The sequence below is a fragment of the Kribbella antibiotica genome (genome assembly GCF_004349055.1).
GTDB classification, from domain to species: Bacteria; Actinomycetota; Actinomycetes; order Propionibacteriales; family Kribbellaceae; genus Kribbella; species Kribbella antibiotica.
This window is the reverse complement of the sequence record NZ_SMKX01000113.1, coordinates 1-15,511: the sequence shown is the minus strand read 5'-3', so window position 1 is coordinate 15,511 and position 15,511 is coordinate 1. Positions and strand designations below refer to the sequence as shown.

The following is a 15,511-nucleotide window of genomic DNA, read 5'->3' as shown; positions in this document are numbered from 1 at the left end:
GACAGAAACTTCCCAACGCCGGAAGCTCACCGGCAAAGCAGTTGCTATAGGCAATTACCCTCGTCTCGACGCGCTGCGGCCCCCGGGGGATGTGGGAAGTTCCCGGGGGCCGTGGCGCAATCAACGAGGGGTCAGCTGGTGGCTGACTTGAGGGTTAGCTGCAACCCGAGGTGGAGCCGCAGCCTTCGCAGACGTAGCAGGAACCGCTGGGGCGCATCTTGGTGCCGCAGGTGAAGCAGAGCGGGGCATCGACCGAGGTGCCGGTGATGAGCTCGAACATCTCTGCGGTGGTGCGGACCTCCGAGGTGAGCGGCTTGGCAGCAGCTGCCTCGACCGGCTTCTCGGTGACGTCAGCGACGTCAGCGACCTCGGTGAGTGGCTCGACCGACTTCAGGGACTCGGGCTCGGAGATCTCTACCGGGGCCGGCTCGTAGGAGCCGGTGTCGAGCTGACGGGAGCGCTCGTCGGCGGAGTAGATGCCGAGGGCTGAGCGGTCGTCGAAGGACAAGTGATCCAGAGCAAGCCGACGAAAGATGTAGTCCATGATCGACTGCGCCATCCGGACGTCCGGGTCGTCGGTCAGACCGGCCGGCTCGAACTTCAGGTTGGTGAACTTCTGGACGTAGGTCTCCAGCGGTACGCCGTGCTGCAGGGCGATCGAGATGGCGATCGAGAAGGCGTCCATCACACCGGCCAGGGTCGAGCCCTGCTTGCCCATCTTCAGGAAGACCTCACCGAGGCCGTCGTCCGGGTAAGAGCCGGCGGTCATGTAGCCCTCGGCGCCACCCACGCTGAACGAGGTAGTACGCGACGGGCGCGACTTCGGCAGGCGCTTGCGGGTCGGCCGGTACTCGATGATCTTCTCGACGACCGGCTCAGCGGTCGGCGCTTCCGTCGTCGCCGCCGCCTTCGAGCCGGACAGTGGCTGTCCGACCTTGCAGTTGTCGCGATAGACCGCGAGCGCCTTGAGGCCGAGCTTCCAGCCCTGGAAGTAGATGTCCTGGATCTCCTCGACCGTTGCGGTCTCAGGAACGTTGCAGGTCTTGCTAATTGCGCCACTCAAAAATGGCTGGGCAGCCGCCATCATCCGCACGTGGCCCATCGGCTTGATCGCGCGCTCACCCATCGCGGTGTCGAAGATCGAGTAGTGCTCGGTCTTCAGGCCCGGTGCGTCGACGACGTGACCGTTCTCCGAGATGTACTCGACGATCGCCTCGATCGTCTCCTCGGTGTAGCCGTACTGACGCAGCGCCCGCGGGACCGTCTGGTTGACGATCTGCATCGAGCCGCCGCCGACCAGCTTCTTGAACTTGACCAGCGAGAAGTCCGGCTCGATACCGGTGGTGTCGCAGTCCATCATGAAGCCGATGGTGCCGGTCGGTGCCAGCACCGAGGCCTGCGCGTTGCGCCAGCCGTTCTTCGCGCCGATCTTCAGCACGCCCTCCCACGCCGCGGTGGCGTGCGTGTGGACGTCCTTGTCGATCTCGTGCACCTCGCGGATCGCGTCGTTGGCCGCGGCGTGCTTGCGCATCACCCGGGTGTGCGCTTCCTTGTTGCGCTCGAAGCCGTCGTAGGCACCGACGATGCCGGCCAGCTCGGCCGAACGCTTGTACGACGTACCTGTCATCAGCGACGTGATAGCGCCCGCCAGTGCGCGACCACCGTCGGAGTCGTAGGCGTGACCCGTGGCCATCAGCAGCGCACCGAGGTTCGCGTAGCCGATACCGAGCTGCCGGTAGGCGCGAGTGGTGTCGCCGATCGCCTCGGTCGGGAAGTCGGCGAAGCAGATCGAGATGTCCATCGCGGTGATGATCAGCTCGACGGCCTTGACGAACTTCTCCGAGTCGAACAGGTCGTCGTCGCGGAGGAACTTCATCAGGTTCAGCGACGCGAGGTTGCAGGACGAGTTGTCCAGGTGCATGTACTCCGAGCAGGGGTTGGATGCGGTGATCCGGCCCGTCTCGGGAGTGGTGTGCCAGTCGTTGATGGTGTCGTCGTACTGGATGCCCGGGTCGGCGCAGGCCCACGCCGCGTGGCTGATCTTGTCGAACAGCTCGCGGGCGTCGACGGTCTCGATGATCGAGTTGTCGAGGCGCGCCCGCAGCCCGAACTCACCCTTCTCCTCGACCGCGCGCATGAACTCGTCGGTGACCCGGACGGAGTTGTTCGCGTTCTGGTACTGGACCGAGGTGATGTCGCGGCCGCCGAGGTCCATGTCGTACCCGGCGTCGCGGAGGACGCGAATCTTGTCCTCCTCACGCATCTTGGTCTCGACGAACTCCTCGATGTCGGGGTGGTCGACATCCAGCACGACCATCTTGGCCGCGCGGCGGGTGGCGCCACCGGACTTGATCGTCCCGGCGCTCGCATCCGCACCGCGCATGAAGGAGACCGGGCCGGAGGCGGTGCCGCCGGACGACTGCAGCAGCTCCTTGGAGGAACGGATCCGGGACAGGTTCAGTCCGGCGCCGGAGCCGCCCTTGAAGATCAGCCCCTCTTCCTTGTACCAGTTCAGGATCGAGTCCATCGAGTCGTCGACGGCCAGGATGAAACAGGCCGAGACCTGCTGCGGGGACGTCGTCCCGACGTTGAACCAGACCGGCGAGTTGAAGCTGAAGTACTGGTGCAGGAGCATCCAGGTGAGCTCGTGCTCGAAGATCTCGGCGTCGGCCGGGGTGGTGAAGTAGCCGTGGTCCTCGCCGGCCTTGCGGTAGGTCTTGACGACCCGGTCCAGCAGCTGGCGCAGGCTCCACTCACGGTTGTCGTGCCCGACCGCACCACGGAAGTACTTGGTGGTGACGATCGTGGACGCGTTCACGCTCCAGTAGTCGGGGAACTCCACCCCGCGCTGCTCGAAAACGGTCTCGCCGGTCTTCCAGTTCTGCTGTACGACGTCGCGGCGCTCCCACGTCACCTCGTCGTACGGATGTACGCCTTCGGTGGTGAAAATGCGCTCGATGGTGAGTCCCGCCGCAGCGTTCTTACGCCCGCGGAACCCGGCCGGCGACCTCTTGGTCGACCCCGAGTGGCCGGTCACCGTCTCTGTCATTTGTGCTCCTCGCAATTAGCCCTGCTGCGGCCTGCCCGGGACCGCCCCGTTTGGTACTGCGTCAACGCCGTACCGGCCGTCGTGTTACTGGTGGTGCCGTATCCCCGATTTATGTCTGCTGGGTCGGCCTCAGCGGCGGCGGCTCGGTGCCCTCGGGCTCCTTCTCCGCGCGCAGCAGGGCGATCTCGGTCTCGAAATCGTCCGCCGACTCGAACTGCCGGTACACACTGGCGAACCGCAGGTAGGCGACTTCGTCCAGCTCCCGCAGCGGCCCGAGGATGGCCAGGCCGACCTCGTGCGCGGGAACCTCCGGTGAACCGCTGGCCTTCAGGGCGTCCTCGACCTTCTGTCCCAGCCGGGACAGTGCATCCACGCCGACCGGCCGGCCCTTGCAGGCCTTGCTCACGCCGTTGACGACCTTCTCCCGGCTGAACGGCTCGGTCGCGCCGGAGCGCTTCACCACCGTCAGTTGCATCTGCTCGACGGTGGTGAACCGCTTCTCGCAGACCGGGCACTGGCGCCGGCGGCGGATCGCTCCGCCGTCCTCGGCCACCCTGCTGTCGACCACACGGGAATCGGTATGCCGGCAATACGGACAGTGCACGGCGAATCACTCCTCCCGTAGGCCGCCTGCAAGGCGGGTCTGTGGATGAATCTGGGGACAACCTGTGTATGGCCTGTGGGTAACCAACCACTACCTGTGGAGAGTTACACCCGTGCAACCACTACATCTAGGGATGCTAGTCCTCGCCTCCGACAGTTTGCAAGAACGGCCACATCTCGCGCGCGTCGCTTCGGAATCGGTCTCACACCTCATTGATTCCAACACTCGCGCGAGCCCGTGTAGTCCCGCGTGGCGTCACCGAAAGCGCCCCGGACAGGTGCACACTGCGACGCTTCCGGGCCCCTCCCCCCGGTCGTTCGGCGACCCCGGCGATGGGCGAGGATGGATCCATGAAACCGGTGATCCTGGATGTCGACACCGGGCTGGACGACGCTTGCGCACTGCTCCTCGCCGCCCGCCACCCTGAACTCGACCTCCGGGCCGTCACCTGCGTCGGCGGAAACGTCGGGCTGGACGATGTCGTGATCAACACCCTGACCGTCCTCGAGGCGGCTGGGCGGACCGACGTACCGGTTGGTCGAGGCGCAGCGCTCCCCTTACTGCAACCGATGCGTACGGCGCCTCACGTTCACGGCGTTGACGGTCTTGGGGATCTGGAGTGGCCGCGGTCGACTCGGTCACCCAGTACGACGCCGGCTGTCGAGCTCCTCCGCGAGGTTCTGCTGGACGCGGCGGCGAAGGGTGAGCCGATCACGCTGATCCCCCTGGCGCCGCTGACGAATATCGCTTTGCTGCTGCGCACTTATCCCGAGGCGGCCGCCGGTTTGCGTGAAATCGTGTTCATGGGTGGTGCTGCGGGCATCGGGAACGCGACCGCCTCGGCCGAATTCAACATCTGGACCGATCCCGAAGCGGCAGCGATCATGCTCGCGGCCGCCGGGGAACTCGCCGTACCGGTCACGATGTATGGGCTGGACGTCTTCTACGACGTTGTTGTGACGCTCGAGCAGGCGCGGGGATTGAGTGGATCGCCCGCAGCCGAGCTGGCACGCAAACTGATCGAAAAGCGCAGCGAGCTGTACGGCGCTGAGGGCGCCAGCATTGGCGATGGCGGCGCTGTTTGTGCGGTGATTGATCCTGACGGGCTGACCACGCAGCGTTTTCCGTTGCGGGTGGAGCTTGGCGGGAGCTGGTCGCGCGGGCGGACGATCGTCGACACGCGGGATTGGTCGACCGATCGGACGAGCGATCCCCACGGCGTTTCACCCACCGTGGTTGAGGTTGCGACAGCAGTGGAGGGTTCCCGGTACGCCGAATTGTGGCTGGACGCGGTCAGGTAGTCAGCTGGGCTTTCAGACCGGCCAGGAATACGTCGAGCCCGTCGGCGAACAGGTCATCCGGCAGATTGGCGACAACGGCGGCGAGTGACCAGCGAGCGCTGACCTCGAAAAGGTGCCGCGCCCGGGGTTCCGGTACGCCGAGGCGGGTCAGCGACTCGATCTGAACCCGAATGAGAGCCGCTCGGGAACCGTCTCCTTGATCGCGATCCGGAGTCGCCTTCGCCTGCATCAGGCCGGCCAATCCGGGATGGGCCGCGTAGAACGCACGGAATTCGAGCGAGCCGGTTCTGGTCAGCTCGATCCATTCATCGATCGACCTCAGTTCCCCGTACGCCGCTTCGTCCGCCGCGAACTCGTCGAAGGCGTTCCGCGCGACCAGGTCGAGCAGGTCGGCCTTGTTCCGCATGTGGTGATAAAGCGACGGCGCCCGCACGCCCAACCGCTCGGCGACTCCGCGCATGGTCAGCCCGTCGACTCCCACCGCCCGAATGACCGAGAGCGCCGCATCGGCAATCGCCGCGACCGTGATCCCCACCGCGGCATGGGAGGAGGGGGCACGGGTCGCCGTCGTGGGCGGGTCAGTGGGCACGGGAACCTCATTGTCGGGTTCGGGAAGAGAAGCTAGTGTCTAACGGTGTTAGACAGACTACTCCGAAGGGCAGCACTGTGAGCGGACTACACCCGGTCTATCCATTGCGCACCGAGCGGCTCGACCTGCGGCCGCATCGGATGGACGACCTCGATGATCTGGTCGCGTTCCACTCGGATCCGGAGGTCGTGCGGTACGTGCCGTGGCCGGTGCGGGATCGGGAACAGACGCGGGTCGCCCTGGAGGCGAAGCTCACGCAGGACCGGCTGACCGAGGAAGGTCAGTGGCTGGTGCTGGCGATCGAACTACGCGAGACGAAGACCGTCATCGGCGAAGTACTGCTCAAGTGGGCCAGTGCGGCCGATCAGACGGGTGAGCTCGGGTACGCCCTGCATGCCGGCCATCAGGGCAAGGGGCTGGCCTCGGAGGCTGCCCAGGAGATCGTGCGGCTCGGCTTCGAGGAGCTCGGGCTGCATCGGATCGTCGCCATCCTCGATGACCGCAACACTGCGTCGGCGCAGCTCGTCGAACGGCTCGGGATGCGCCGGGAGGCTCACCATCTGCAGGCCTGGCGACTCAAGGACGAGTGGTGCAACGAATTCGTTTATGCCTTGCTGAAGAACGAGTGGATCAGCGGGCGATCGGGATCTGCAGCGTCTGACCAGGACTGAGGTCGGCGGGGCCGGAGAGGTTGTTCAGGTCGGCGATCTTGTCGATGACCACGGTCGGATCGACCTCGGGGTTCGTCTCCTGGGCGATCGACCACAGGCTCTGACCGGGCCCGACCTGGACCGAGACGGTGCTACTGAACTCCGGACCGGTCTCGAGGACGCCGGCGATCCGCAGGCCGAGGACGGCGATGGCCGAGCCGAAGATGAGCACCGACACGAAGGCGACCAGCATCCGGCCGCGGCGGGTCAGCCGCAGCGCCGGGGCCTCGACCTCGCGCGGCCGGCGCAACTCCTGATTGCGGGCGACCTGGCGCAGCGCGGCCGGCTCGGCAACGTGCCGGCCGAGCACCTCACCCGCGCAGCCCCGGATCGGCAGCGGCTCGGTGGTGCTGCCGGGGATCCGGCGGCGGCGCGGACCCTCCTGAGGAGCAGGCGCAGCCTCGGGCGCCGGTCGACCGGTCCCTGCATAGCCGGTTGCCCGGTGGCCGGCTGCCCCGTAACCGGTATCGCCGACCAGCGCATCCGCTGCGAGTTCCGCTGTACTCATCAGATCCTCCAGACCACGTTGTTGCTGTGCTTCCTTGTCTACCGGCGACCGCCGACAGTTTTCGTCGCGGCCATCAGACGAACACCTGTTCGATCGAACGTCTGTACGAATGATTAACCCATCGACCCTGTCGACGCAACTACTTCCAACGCCGACACGCCAGGGGAATTCCCGCCCTATAACCCGACACACGAACAAACGTGCGAGCCGACACGCCTTCGAACAGATGTTTGAAGAATCTCAGAATTCGGTCTACGGTCATCTCAGTCGAGCAACCTTGGCCGTGCGTTTTCCCCGCCGGCCCGACCAGAGGAGCGGATCACCGATGGCCAGGACGCCGAGCGGTTCCAGCAAGAACGAGAACCGCGCCGCGGATGCCACCGGCAAGGCGGGCCGGAGCGTGAGCGAGCTGCCCGACGGGCCGGCCGACGCGACCGGACTGACGCCGCGCCAGCGCCGAGTGCTGGACGTGATCCGGGACTCGGTGGAAAGCCGTGGCTACCCGCCGTCGATGCGCGAGATCGGCGAGAAGGTCGGCCTGACCAGCTCGTCGTCGGTGTCGCACCAGCTGCGGGTCCTCGAGCAGAAGGGCCTGCTGCGCCGCGACCCGAACCGGCCGCGCGCCATCGAGGTCCGCTACCCGGGCGAGGTCGACGCGGCCGCCCGGCGCAGTGCGCTGGGCTCGGTCCGGCAGACGGCGTACGACGAGACCGGGGCCGGCGACGCCCACCCGGACGCGGTCTACGTGCCGGTCGTCGGACAGATCGCCGCCGGTAACCCGATCCTGGCCGAGCAGCAGGTCGAAGAGGTCTTCCCGTTGCCCAAGGCAATGGTCGGCGAGGGCACGTTGTTCATGCTGAAGGTCAAGGGTGAGTCGATGATCGACATCGCCATCTGCGACGGCGACTGGGTGGTCGTCCGGCAGGAGCAGACCGCGGAGAACGGTGACATCGTCGCCGCCATGATCGACGGCGAGGCGACCGTGAAGACGTTCAAGAAGACCAAGTCCGAGGTCTGGCTGATGCCGCACAACCCGGCCTTCGAGCCGATCGACGGCAAGGACGCGGTGATCCTCGGAAAGGTCGTTACAGTTCTGCGGCGAGTCTGACATCTCAGACGGCGAGCGGACTTTCCCGGCGCGTGTCAGCATTGTTCCCATGACGACTGTCTACGACTTCAGCGCGCGCCGGATCGAAGGCAATGAACAGTCTCTTGCCGACTTCCGCGACCAGGTGCTCCTGGTGGTGAACACGGCCTCGCAGTGCTCCCAGACCCCGCAGTACGCGGGGCTGCAGAAGCTCTACAAGACCTATCGCCGCCAGGGCTTCTCAGTGCTGGGCTTCCCCTGTGACCAGTTCAATCACCAGGAGCCCGGCGACGAGAAGGAGATCGCCAACTTCTGTTCGACGATCTACCACGTGACGTTCCCGATGTTCGCCAAGATCGACGTGAACGGTTCGCGGACAATCCCCTTGTACAACTGGCTGAAACGCGAGCAGGGCGGCCTGCTCGGCGGCCGGCTCAAGTGGAACTTCACCAAGTTCCTGATCGGCCGCGACGGCGGGGTGATCGCGCGCTACGCGCCGACCAACACCCCGGAGAAGCTGGCCGACAAGATCGAGGCGGCACTGGCGATGCCGGCCACCTCCCGGGAATCGAACGACTGACCGTCCCCCGGCGCGCTCGGCGATCGATGCCGAGCGCAACCATTTCTGACCCCACTCGCTGCAACACCTGAACAAGTGGCGTCACAGCGCAGCGCGAATCCGTCCGTATACCGGGCAGTTTTCTCACGCCTCGGCGAGCCGGGCTCTCCTGCCTCTACCGGTCTGCCGGTGACCGTTGACTAAACCGGTATAGTTCGGCATCTTGACTGCCCATGAGGACAGTCATCAGGACAGCATGCGTCGCGCTCGCCGCCGGTGCCGTGGCGCTGGCGCCGATCGCGCCGGCCGCGGCCGCCACCGGCGCACAGAACTGCGGGACACCCGTCACCTACGGGTATTACCGGCAGTGGCGCGACGTCGCCACCACCAAGCCCGAGGACCGGGAGCCGAACGTCCAGCGGCTGAGCGAGGTCCCGCCGGAGATCGACATCGTGTCGGTCTTCGCGACCAAGCCGGCCGACGACCCGGACTTCTGGGTCGCACTCCGCGACACCTACCTGCCCGCGTTGCACGCCCAGGGCACGAAGGCGGTCTTCACCCTCTGGATCGACGACTTCGCCACGGCTCCGGTCGCGGACACGGCAGCGGCGTACGACGCCTATGCGCAGCAGCTCTACGACGAGTACATCGTCAAGTGGGGTGTCGACGGCCTCGACGTCGATGTCGAGAGCACCCCGAGCGGTACGGCGCTGACCCGAGCCGCAGGGATCCTCAACGCGCTCGGCAAGCGGATCGGCCCGAGATCGAGCTCAGGAAAACTCTTCATCTACGACACCAACATGACTGGCACCCACCCGGTGTTCACCCGCACTTCGTCGAGCTACGACTACGTGATGCTGCAGGCCTACGGCCGTGGTGCGCAGACACTCCAGTCGACCTGGCAGACCTTCGCAAGCCGGATCTCGTCGTGCCAGTTCCTCCCCGGAGTCTCCTTCTACGAAGAGCGCGGCGCCCATTGGGACGACACGCTCGACCCGTTCGACACCAGCCGGGCAGCGTCGTACGCGCGCTGGCAGCCGACCGGAGGCGAGAAGGGCGGAGTGTTCGCCTACGCGATCGACCGGGACGGCAAACAGCCTGGCGACGACACGATCTCGACGACCGACTACAGCTGGATGAAGCGGCTCGACGCGTTGGCCAAGTCAGTCGACCACTAGGACGTCGGTGGGGTCGATGTCGAGGCGGAGGCCGCGCCAGACCGGGTGCCGGAGGCGGCCGTCGGCGGCCCAGCCGGAGTAGGTGACCTCCGCGACGAGGGCCGGGTCCAGCCAGTGTGCGCGGCGCTGGTCAGGGCCCGGGATGGTGGCTGGATCGAAGGCGGGCCGGTCGATCTCCAGGCCGGCCAGCTCAGCACCGAGCAGGTCGAGGGTCGCGAAGTCGAGCCCCGAACCGACCTTGCCGATCAGCAGCAGCTCGCCGCCGGGCTCGGTGTACGCGGCAATGTAGAAGGAACCGATCTTGCCCTCGCGGTTCCCCTCCCCCGGATGCCATCCACAGAGGATGACGTCGCGGGTCTGCACCGGTTTGACCTTGATCCAGTCGGCGCTGCGGCGGCCGGGCAGGTAACGGGAACGGCGTCGTTTCGCCACCACCCCCTCGAGCCCGGTGGACATGGCGAGCTCGAGAGCTTCGTTGCCGTCGGCAAAGGCGGCCGGCGTCTCGTAGAACGGATCGCCGAGCTCCAGCGACTCCAGCAGTCCACGGCGGTCGTCGTACGTTGCCTCTAGCAATGACTTGCCGTCGAAGCGGAGCAAGTCGAACAACCGCACCGAGACCGGCACCTCGGTGATCAGATGCCGCAACTGCCGCGGATCCCGGACATGCATCCGCCGTTGCAGCAGACCGAACGACGGCGCACCGTGCTCGTCGAGCGTGACGATCTCCCCATCCAGTACGGCTGGGAGTCGCAGCCCGGGCGCTTCGGCCAGACCGATCAGCTCGGGGTACCCACCGGAGACGTCACGGCTATTCCGCGACCACAACCGGCAGATCCCGTCGTCGACCTCGACGACGACCCGGATCCCGTCCCATTTGAGCTCGTACGACCAGTCGGACCCGGACGGCATCTCGCCCAGCGCTGCCATCATCGGCAGCACCGGCGGACCGCCCGCGGGGCTCATACCGTCTGGAGTCTCTTCAAGGCAGCGAGCACCTTCTCACGATCCGCCGTCGGCCACATCGGAGGCAAGGAGGCGCGCAGAAAACCGCCGTACCGCTGGGTGACGATGCGGGGGTCGAGGATCGCGACCACACCGCGGTCGGAGCTGCGGCGGATCAGCCGGCCGGTGCCCTGGGCGAGCAGCAGCGCGGCGTGGGTCGCGGCAACAGCCATGAACCCATTGCCGCCGGCCTCGTCCACGGCGCGCTGGCGGGCCGCCATCAGCGGCTCGTCGGGGCGCGGGAACGGAACGCGGTCGATGATGACCAGGTTGCAGGTCGAGCCCGGTACGTCGATGCCTTGCCAGAGCGAGAGTGTCCCGAACAGGGACGTCTCCGGGTTGTCGACGAACTCCTTGGCGAGCTCGCCGAGCTGCGCATCGCCTTGGCAGAGGATGGTCAGGTCGGTCGCCTCACGGACAGCGGCCGTCGCCGCCTCCGCCGCCCGGCGCGACGAGAACAGGCCGAGGGTGCGACCACCGGCTGCGGTGATCAGGTCGATGATCTCGTCGAACTGCTTCTGGCCGAGACCGTCGCGATGCGGCGGCGGGAGGTGCTTGGCGACATACAGAATGCCTTGTTTCTCGTACTCGAACGGGGATCCGACGTCGAGGCCGCGCCACGGCAGCGGCCCGGTGTCGTTGCTGTCGTCGAGCTCGGGCATTTCGTCGTCGGCGCTGAGCTTGTCGGCCGGTCGCAGACCGACCTGGCGAGCGATCGAGTCGAAGTCGCCACCCAGCGTCAGCGTCGCGGAGGTGAGAATCGCCGTCCGGTCCTTGAGGACGAGCTCGCGCAGCAGGCCGGCGACGGTGAGCGGCGCGATCCGCAACTCGCGGCCGAACCGCTCCCGGTCGACCATCCAGACGACGTCCAGGTCGTTCAGTGCGGCGACCCGCTCGGCGACGTCGAACATCTCCTTGACCGCACCCTTGGCCTGCCGCTTGGCGCCGTCCGGGTCGTCGTCCTTGCCGTCGGACTTCTTGTTCAGGTCGGAGTACAGCCCGCGGGCGGCGTCACGGACCAGGCCCGCGGCCTCCAGGACCGGCGCGTTCGAGGGCTCGATCCGGCCCTCACGGGTGGCTTCGAGGGCAGCGCGGAGCGCGTCGGAGGCGTCGATCAGGTCGTCGGCCTTGTCGTCGTCGACGAACCGGCGGGACCGTTTGGCGGCGCGCTCGATCATCTGCGGCGAGAGCTCGTCCCCGGCCGCGCCGGTGACCCGGGCCGCCAGCTCGTGCGCCTCGTCGACGATGATCACGTCGTGCTCGGGCAGGACCGTCCGGTTCTCGAAGGCGTCGATCGACAGCAGCGCGTGGTTCGTGATCACGATGTCCGCTTTGCGGGCCTCCTCCTTGGCCTTCTCCGCGAAACACTCGTCGCCGTACGGGCATTTCTGCGCGCCGAGGCACTCGCGGGCCGCGATCGCGACCTGCTGCCAGGCTTGGTACTGATGTGAGGGCGCGTGATCACGGTCGCCGGCCGCGCCGTCGAGCAACTGCTGCTCGGCCCAGTCCCGCAGCTCCAGCACCTGCTGCCCGATAGCCCCCGCCGGCGGGATGTCGATCAGCATGCCGTCCTCGTCCGGCGCACCCTCGCGGATCCGGTGCAGGCAGGCGTAGTTGTTGCGGCCCTTCTGAATCGCATACTTCGGGCGGCGCGGCAGCAGCTTCTCGGTCGCGTCCAGCAAGGCCGGGACATCGCGGTCGACGAGCTGCGACTGCAGAGCCAGAGTGGCCGTCGAGACGACGACCCGCCGGTCCTCGATCGCATGCATCAGCGCGGGCACCAGGTAGCCGAGGGACTTGCCGGTGCCGGTGCCGGCTTGGACAAGCAGATGCGAGCCGTCGTGGATGGCGGTGTTGACGGCCTCGGCCATCTCCACCTGACCAGGTCTGGTCGTTCCGGCGATCCCGGAGACAGCGGCTTCAAGTAATTCGCGTACGTCGACACCCACCGCCACACCCTAGCCCGCGCGACGGACAGAATTCGCCGCGCGGACTTCGGCTGTGGATAACCCGGTCAGTGCGTCCGATTGACGAACGCCGTGACGGCGTCGGCGAAGGCCTCGGGCTCCTCGAGGTGACCGAAATGGCCGCTGTGCTCCAGGGTCACCAGCTCGGCGGCCGGGATCAGCTTGGCGAGCTCCTCGGCCCAGCGGACACCGCAGATCGGGTCCCACCAGCCGACAATCACCAGCGCGGGGACCTGGAGCTCCCCCAACGTTGCGCGGTCGTCGATCAGCTCCGGCTCGCCTTGCGCGTCGAGCCCGGAGATGTGGGTGCCCCGGACCCGCGCCTGCAGCGGGGCAAACTCCTCGCGCCGCCCCCAGTAGTCGGCGACATAGAGCGGGATGATGCCGCTGAGCGCGGCGGTCATCTCCTCATCGGTCGAAATGGTCGGGATGGACTGCACAGTGGCCAGTACGGCGGGAAGGTCGGGGTTGCCCGCGTTCCGGGCGCTGAACTCTTCCAGGTTGCGCATGAGCTCGGCCCCGTGTTCCGGACCGGTCACCGGCGCGCTGTCGTAGAGGATGACCCCGATTACTCGCTCAGGGTGCTGCAGTGCGTAGTACTGGGCGACGAAACCGCCATGCGAGTGGCCGAGAACGTACACCGAGTCCACACCCAAGTGGTCGATCAGTCCGTCGACAGCCTCGGCGTACCGGGCTCGGGTGTAGCGGTTGGGGTGAGTCGCCAGGCGTCCGGATCCACCTGTGCCGATCGGCTCGACGTACACCATCGTGAGGTGCTGTTCGAGCAGCGGCATCCGCAGGTATTCCCAGAAGACGCCGGGGCCGCCCGGGTGCGCGATGCAGACCGGTCCGCTGCCGTGGACGTGGTAGCGCTGGGTTGTGCCGTTCAGTTCGATCGTGTGCGTGGTCATGTCGGCAGGAGTCGAAATGACCGCCGAAGTTCATGCGATCTGGATCACACGGGCCGGGTGGAAGAGCCGGAGCGACTGGACCCGCCCCTGCTTGAGCGTCATCAGCCAACTGGACTCGGGCGGGCAGTGGTCGGGGTTGTCGGGCGGATTGAGCAGGTCGGTTTCCCAGATGACGATCCCGCGGCTGGCGACCACGTTGCGGAGGCGCTGCCGGACACCTGCTTCCAGATCGCCCTCCATGCCGCGGAGCAGGAAGTCGTGGCCGATGATCGGTTGGTCATATCCGAGCAGCGCAACCGTGGGCGACCATCGCTCGGCCAGTACTTTGGCGAACCGTCCACGCTCCGCCTCCGCCAACGTCTCCAGCCCCTCGCGCCGACTGGCTTCCGTGAGCGCGGCAGCGTCGCCGTACGCGGAGTCTGTGGTTGCACGCAGTGCCTCAGCCAGCGCGGCCCGGCCGTTGCTGAGCCGGCTGCGGACGGTGCCGACCGGTACGCCGCATGCCTGGGCGATCCGCTGGTACGACGTGACGTTGGTACTGAAGTGGCGCAACATCACCACCATCCGGGTCGGCGGTGGGAGGTCCTCGATCGCTCGCCAGACCCAGTCTTGTAGTGCGTGCTTCTCCAGGATCTGCTCGGGTGTCGGGTCCGGTGCCGTGTGCTGGTCGAGGAGCTCCAGCTCGTACGGCGCGCGGAGTCGAGCGCGGCAGGCGTTGCGCACGATCATCCGCAACCAGGGGCCGACTGCTGCAGGGTCGCGGACGTCGCTGATTCGCCGCAACGCAACCAGTACGGCGTCCTGGACCACGTCGTCGATGTCGGGGCCATGGCCGAGGAGGGCCAGCGCGACAGCGCGCATGCCGGCGCGGTGTCGCTCAAGCAGGAGGCCCAACGCACCGGCATCCCCAGCCTGAGCGCGCAAGGTCAGGTCGGAGTCGGCGCCCTCGGCAACCATCTCCCGCATCCCGGACCGGCTCACGCACTCCAGTGTCCCAGTCCACACCCCACACTCAACCCCAGCCAGCGCCGAGTCCGTCGAGTGGAGTCAGTCGACGGCGCGCGGTTGTAAGGCGAGTGGCGGCACGCTGGTACGGCGGCATCAACGACTGCAGGTGGTGCAGGTGCCACCGCGGTTCCAGCGGGATCACGGCGGGCGAAGGTGTCGGGGAGGAACTACCTGCAGTCGGTCGTGCTGGCGCGGACGACCAGGCAGGCAAACGGCTCGGAGGATGGCTTGGGGGGCGCCGACACGGCAGGAGCAACTGCAGGTGGTGCGCGTGAGACCGCCGTTCGAGCGCAAGTACGACGGGCAGCGGTGCAGGGGATCGACTACCTGCAGTCCGTCGTGCCGGCGCGGACGACCTGGCAGGCAAACGGCTCGGAGGATGGCTCGCGGAGCGCCGACACGGCAGGAACAACTGCAAGTGGTGCGCGCCAAACCGCCGTACGAGCGCGAGTACGGCAGGCAGCGGGGCCACGGACGGACTACCTGCAGTCCGTCGTGCTAGTGCGGACGGCCGGGCGGGCAAGCTGCTCGGCCGGTGGATTGGGGGCGCCGACACGACACGAACAACTGCAAGTGGTGCGCGCCAGACCGCCGTACGAGGGCGAGCACGGCAGGCCGCGGAGCCATAGGCGAACTACCTGCAGTCCGTCGTGTCGGATGTGGCGATCTCGGGGGCTACTGGGCCAGGTGGGGCGGCGCGGCGGTGGTGCTGACGGCAGGCAGGCGGCTTGGAGGAGGGCTTGCGGGGCGCCGACACGGCAGGAGCAACTGCAGGTGGTGCGCGTGAGATCGCCGTTCGAGCGTGAGTACGGCGGGCAGCGGCGTCGCGGGCGGACTATCTGCAGTCCGTCACGCTGGCGCGGACGGGCGGGCGGGCAAACTGCTCGGCCGGTGGATGGGGGCGCCGACACGGCAGGTGCAACTGCAGGTGGTGCGCGCCAGACCGCAGTTCGAGCTGGAGCACGGCGGGCGGAGGTTCTGTGGGCGGACTACCTGCAGTCCGTCGTGTCGGGAGGGGCGATTGGGCTAGGTGGGGTG

The 15,511-nt window shown here is 67.1% G+C and carries 13 protein-coding genes; 5 read left to right on the top strand and 8 right to left on the bottom strand.

Translation table 11 applies throughout. The features are described from left to right. Window positions 1–154: 154 nt before the first annotated feature. The gene (locus tag E1263_RS29920; protein WP_132173400.1) at window positions 155–3,049 is read right to left on the bottom strand and encodes a vitamin B12-dependent ribonucleotide reductase; all 2,895 of its coding nucleotides are present in this window, start codon (window positions 3,047–3,049) and stop codon (window positions 155–157) included. A gap of 109 nt (window positions 3,050–3,158) precedes the next feature. Further along, on the bottom strand, window positions 3,159–3,653 hold the full coding sequence (nrdR, locus tag E1263_RS29915) for a transcriptional regulator NrdR (RefSeq protein WP_132173398.1): 495 nt from the start codon (window positions 3,651–3,653) through the stop codon (window positions 3,159–3,161). 350 nt (window positions 3,654–4,003) lie between these two features. Here nrdR and E1263_RS29910 point away from each other — a divergent pair, with 350 nt between their 5' ends. Then, window positions 4,004–4,954, top strand: a complete 951-nt coding sequence (locus E1263_RS29910; protein WP_132173396.1) for a nucleoside hydrolase — start codon at window positions 4,004–4,006, stop codon at window positions 4,952–4,954. On the opposite strand, the gene E1263_RS44125 is transcribed toward E1263_RS29910, so the two are convergent. After that, window positions 4,947–5,543: a TetR/AcrR family transcriptional regulator gene (locus tag E1263_RS44125; protein ID WP_272949705.1), complete on the bottom strand. Its 597-nt coding sequence runs from the start codon at window positions 5,541–5,543 to the stop codon at window positions 4,947–4,949. The genes E1263_RS29910 and E1263_RS44125 overlap by 8 nt on opposite strands. Window positions 5,544–5,620: 77 nt before the next feature. Between E1263_RS44125 and E1263_RS29900 the strand changes: the two genes are divergently transcribed. Next, a complete protein-coding gene (locus tag E1263_RS29900) occupies window positions 5,621–6,214 on the top strand; it encodes a GNAT family N-acetyltransferase (protein WP_238161647.1) in 594 nt (197 codons plus the stop codon). On the opposite strand, the gene E1263_RS29895 is transcribed toward E1263_RS29900, so the two are convergent. Next, window positions 6,174–6,761: a LysM peptidoglycan-binding domain-containing protein gene (locus tag E1263_RS29895; protein ID WP_132173394.1), complete on the bottom strand. Its 588-nt coding sequence runs from the start codon at window positions 6,759–6,761 to the stop codon at window positions 6,174–6,176. The two genes, E1263_RS29900 and E1263_RS29895, sit on opposite strands and share 41 nt — an antisense overlap. A 325-nt stretch (window positions 6,762–7,086) precedes the next feature. Between E1263_RS29895 and lexA the strand changes: the two genes are divergently transcribed. From lexA to E1263_RS29880, 3 genes are all read left to right on the top strand, one after another. Beyond that, complete coding sequence (lexA, locus tag E1263_RS29890) at window positions 7,087–7,869, top strand: transcriptional repressor LexA (RefSeq protein WP_132173392.1); 783 nt, start codon at window positions 7,087–7,089, stop codon at window positions 7,867–7,869. Between the two features lie 49 nt (window positions 7,870–7,918). Continuing rightward, window positions 7,919–8,428, top strand: a complete 510-nt coding sequence (locus E1263_RS29885) for a glutathione peroxidase (RefSeq protein WP_132173390.1) — start codon at window positions 7,919–7,921, stop codon at window positions 8,426–8,428. Between the two features lie 212 nt (window positions 8,429–8,640). Further along, window positions 8,641–9,585, top strand: a complete 945-nt coding sequence (locus E1263_RS29880) for an EndoS/ChiA family endoglycosidase (protein WP_132173388.1) — start codon at window positions 8,641–8,643, stop codon at window positions 9,583–9,585. On the opposite strand, the gene ligD is transcribed toward E1263_RS29880, so the two are convergent. The 4 genes from ligD to E1263_RS29860 are packed head-to-tail and all read right to left on the bottom strand — an operon-like array spanning window position 9,571 to window position 14,446. After that, window positions 9,571–10,548 carry a non-homologous end-joining DNA ligase gene (ligD, locus tag E1263_RS29875; RefSeq protein WP_132173386.1) on the bottom strand — a complete coding sequence of 326 codons (978 nt, stop codon included), beginning with the start codon at window positions 10,546–10,548 and terminating at the stop codon, window positions 9,571–9,573. The two genes, E1263_RS29880 and ligD, sit on opposite strands and share 15 nt — an antisense overlap. After that, complete coding sequence (locus tag E1263_RS29870; protein ID WP_132173384.1) at window positions 10,545–12,542, bottom strand: ATP-dependent DNA helicase; 1,998 nt, start codon at window positions 12,540–12,542, stop codon at window positions 10,545–10,547. The genes ligD and E1263_RS29870 overlap by 4 nt, the downstream gene beginning before the upstream one ends. A gap of 59 nt (window positions 12,543–12,601) precedes the next feature. Continuing rightward, the gene (locus tag E1263_RS29865) at window positions 12,602–13,465 is read right to left on the bottom strand and encodes an alpha/beta fold hydrolase (protein WP_202869118.1); all 864 of its coding nucleotides are present in this window, start codon (window positions 13,463–13,465) and stop codon (window positions 12,602–12,604) included. A gap of 30 nt (window positions 13,466–13,495) precedes the next feature. Continuing rightward, the gene (locus E1263_RS29860; RefSeq protein WP_202869117.1) at window positions 13,496–14,446 is read right to left on the bottom strand and encodes an RNA polymerase sigma factor; all 951 of its coding nucleotides are present in this window, start codon (window positions 14,444–14,446) and stop codon (window positions 13,496–13,498) included. Window positions 14,447–15,511: the final 1,065 nt, after the last annotated feature.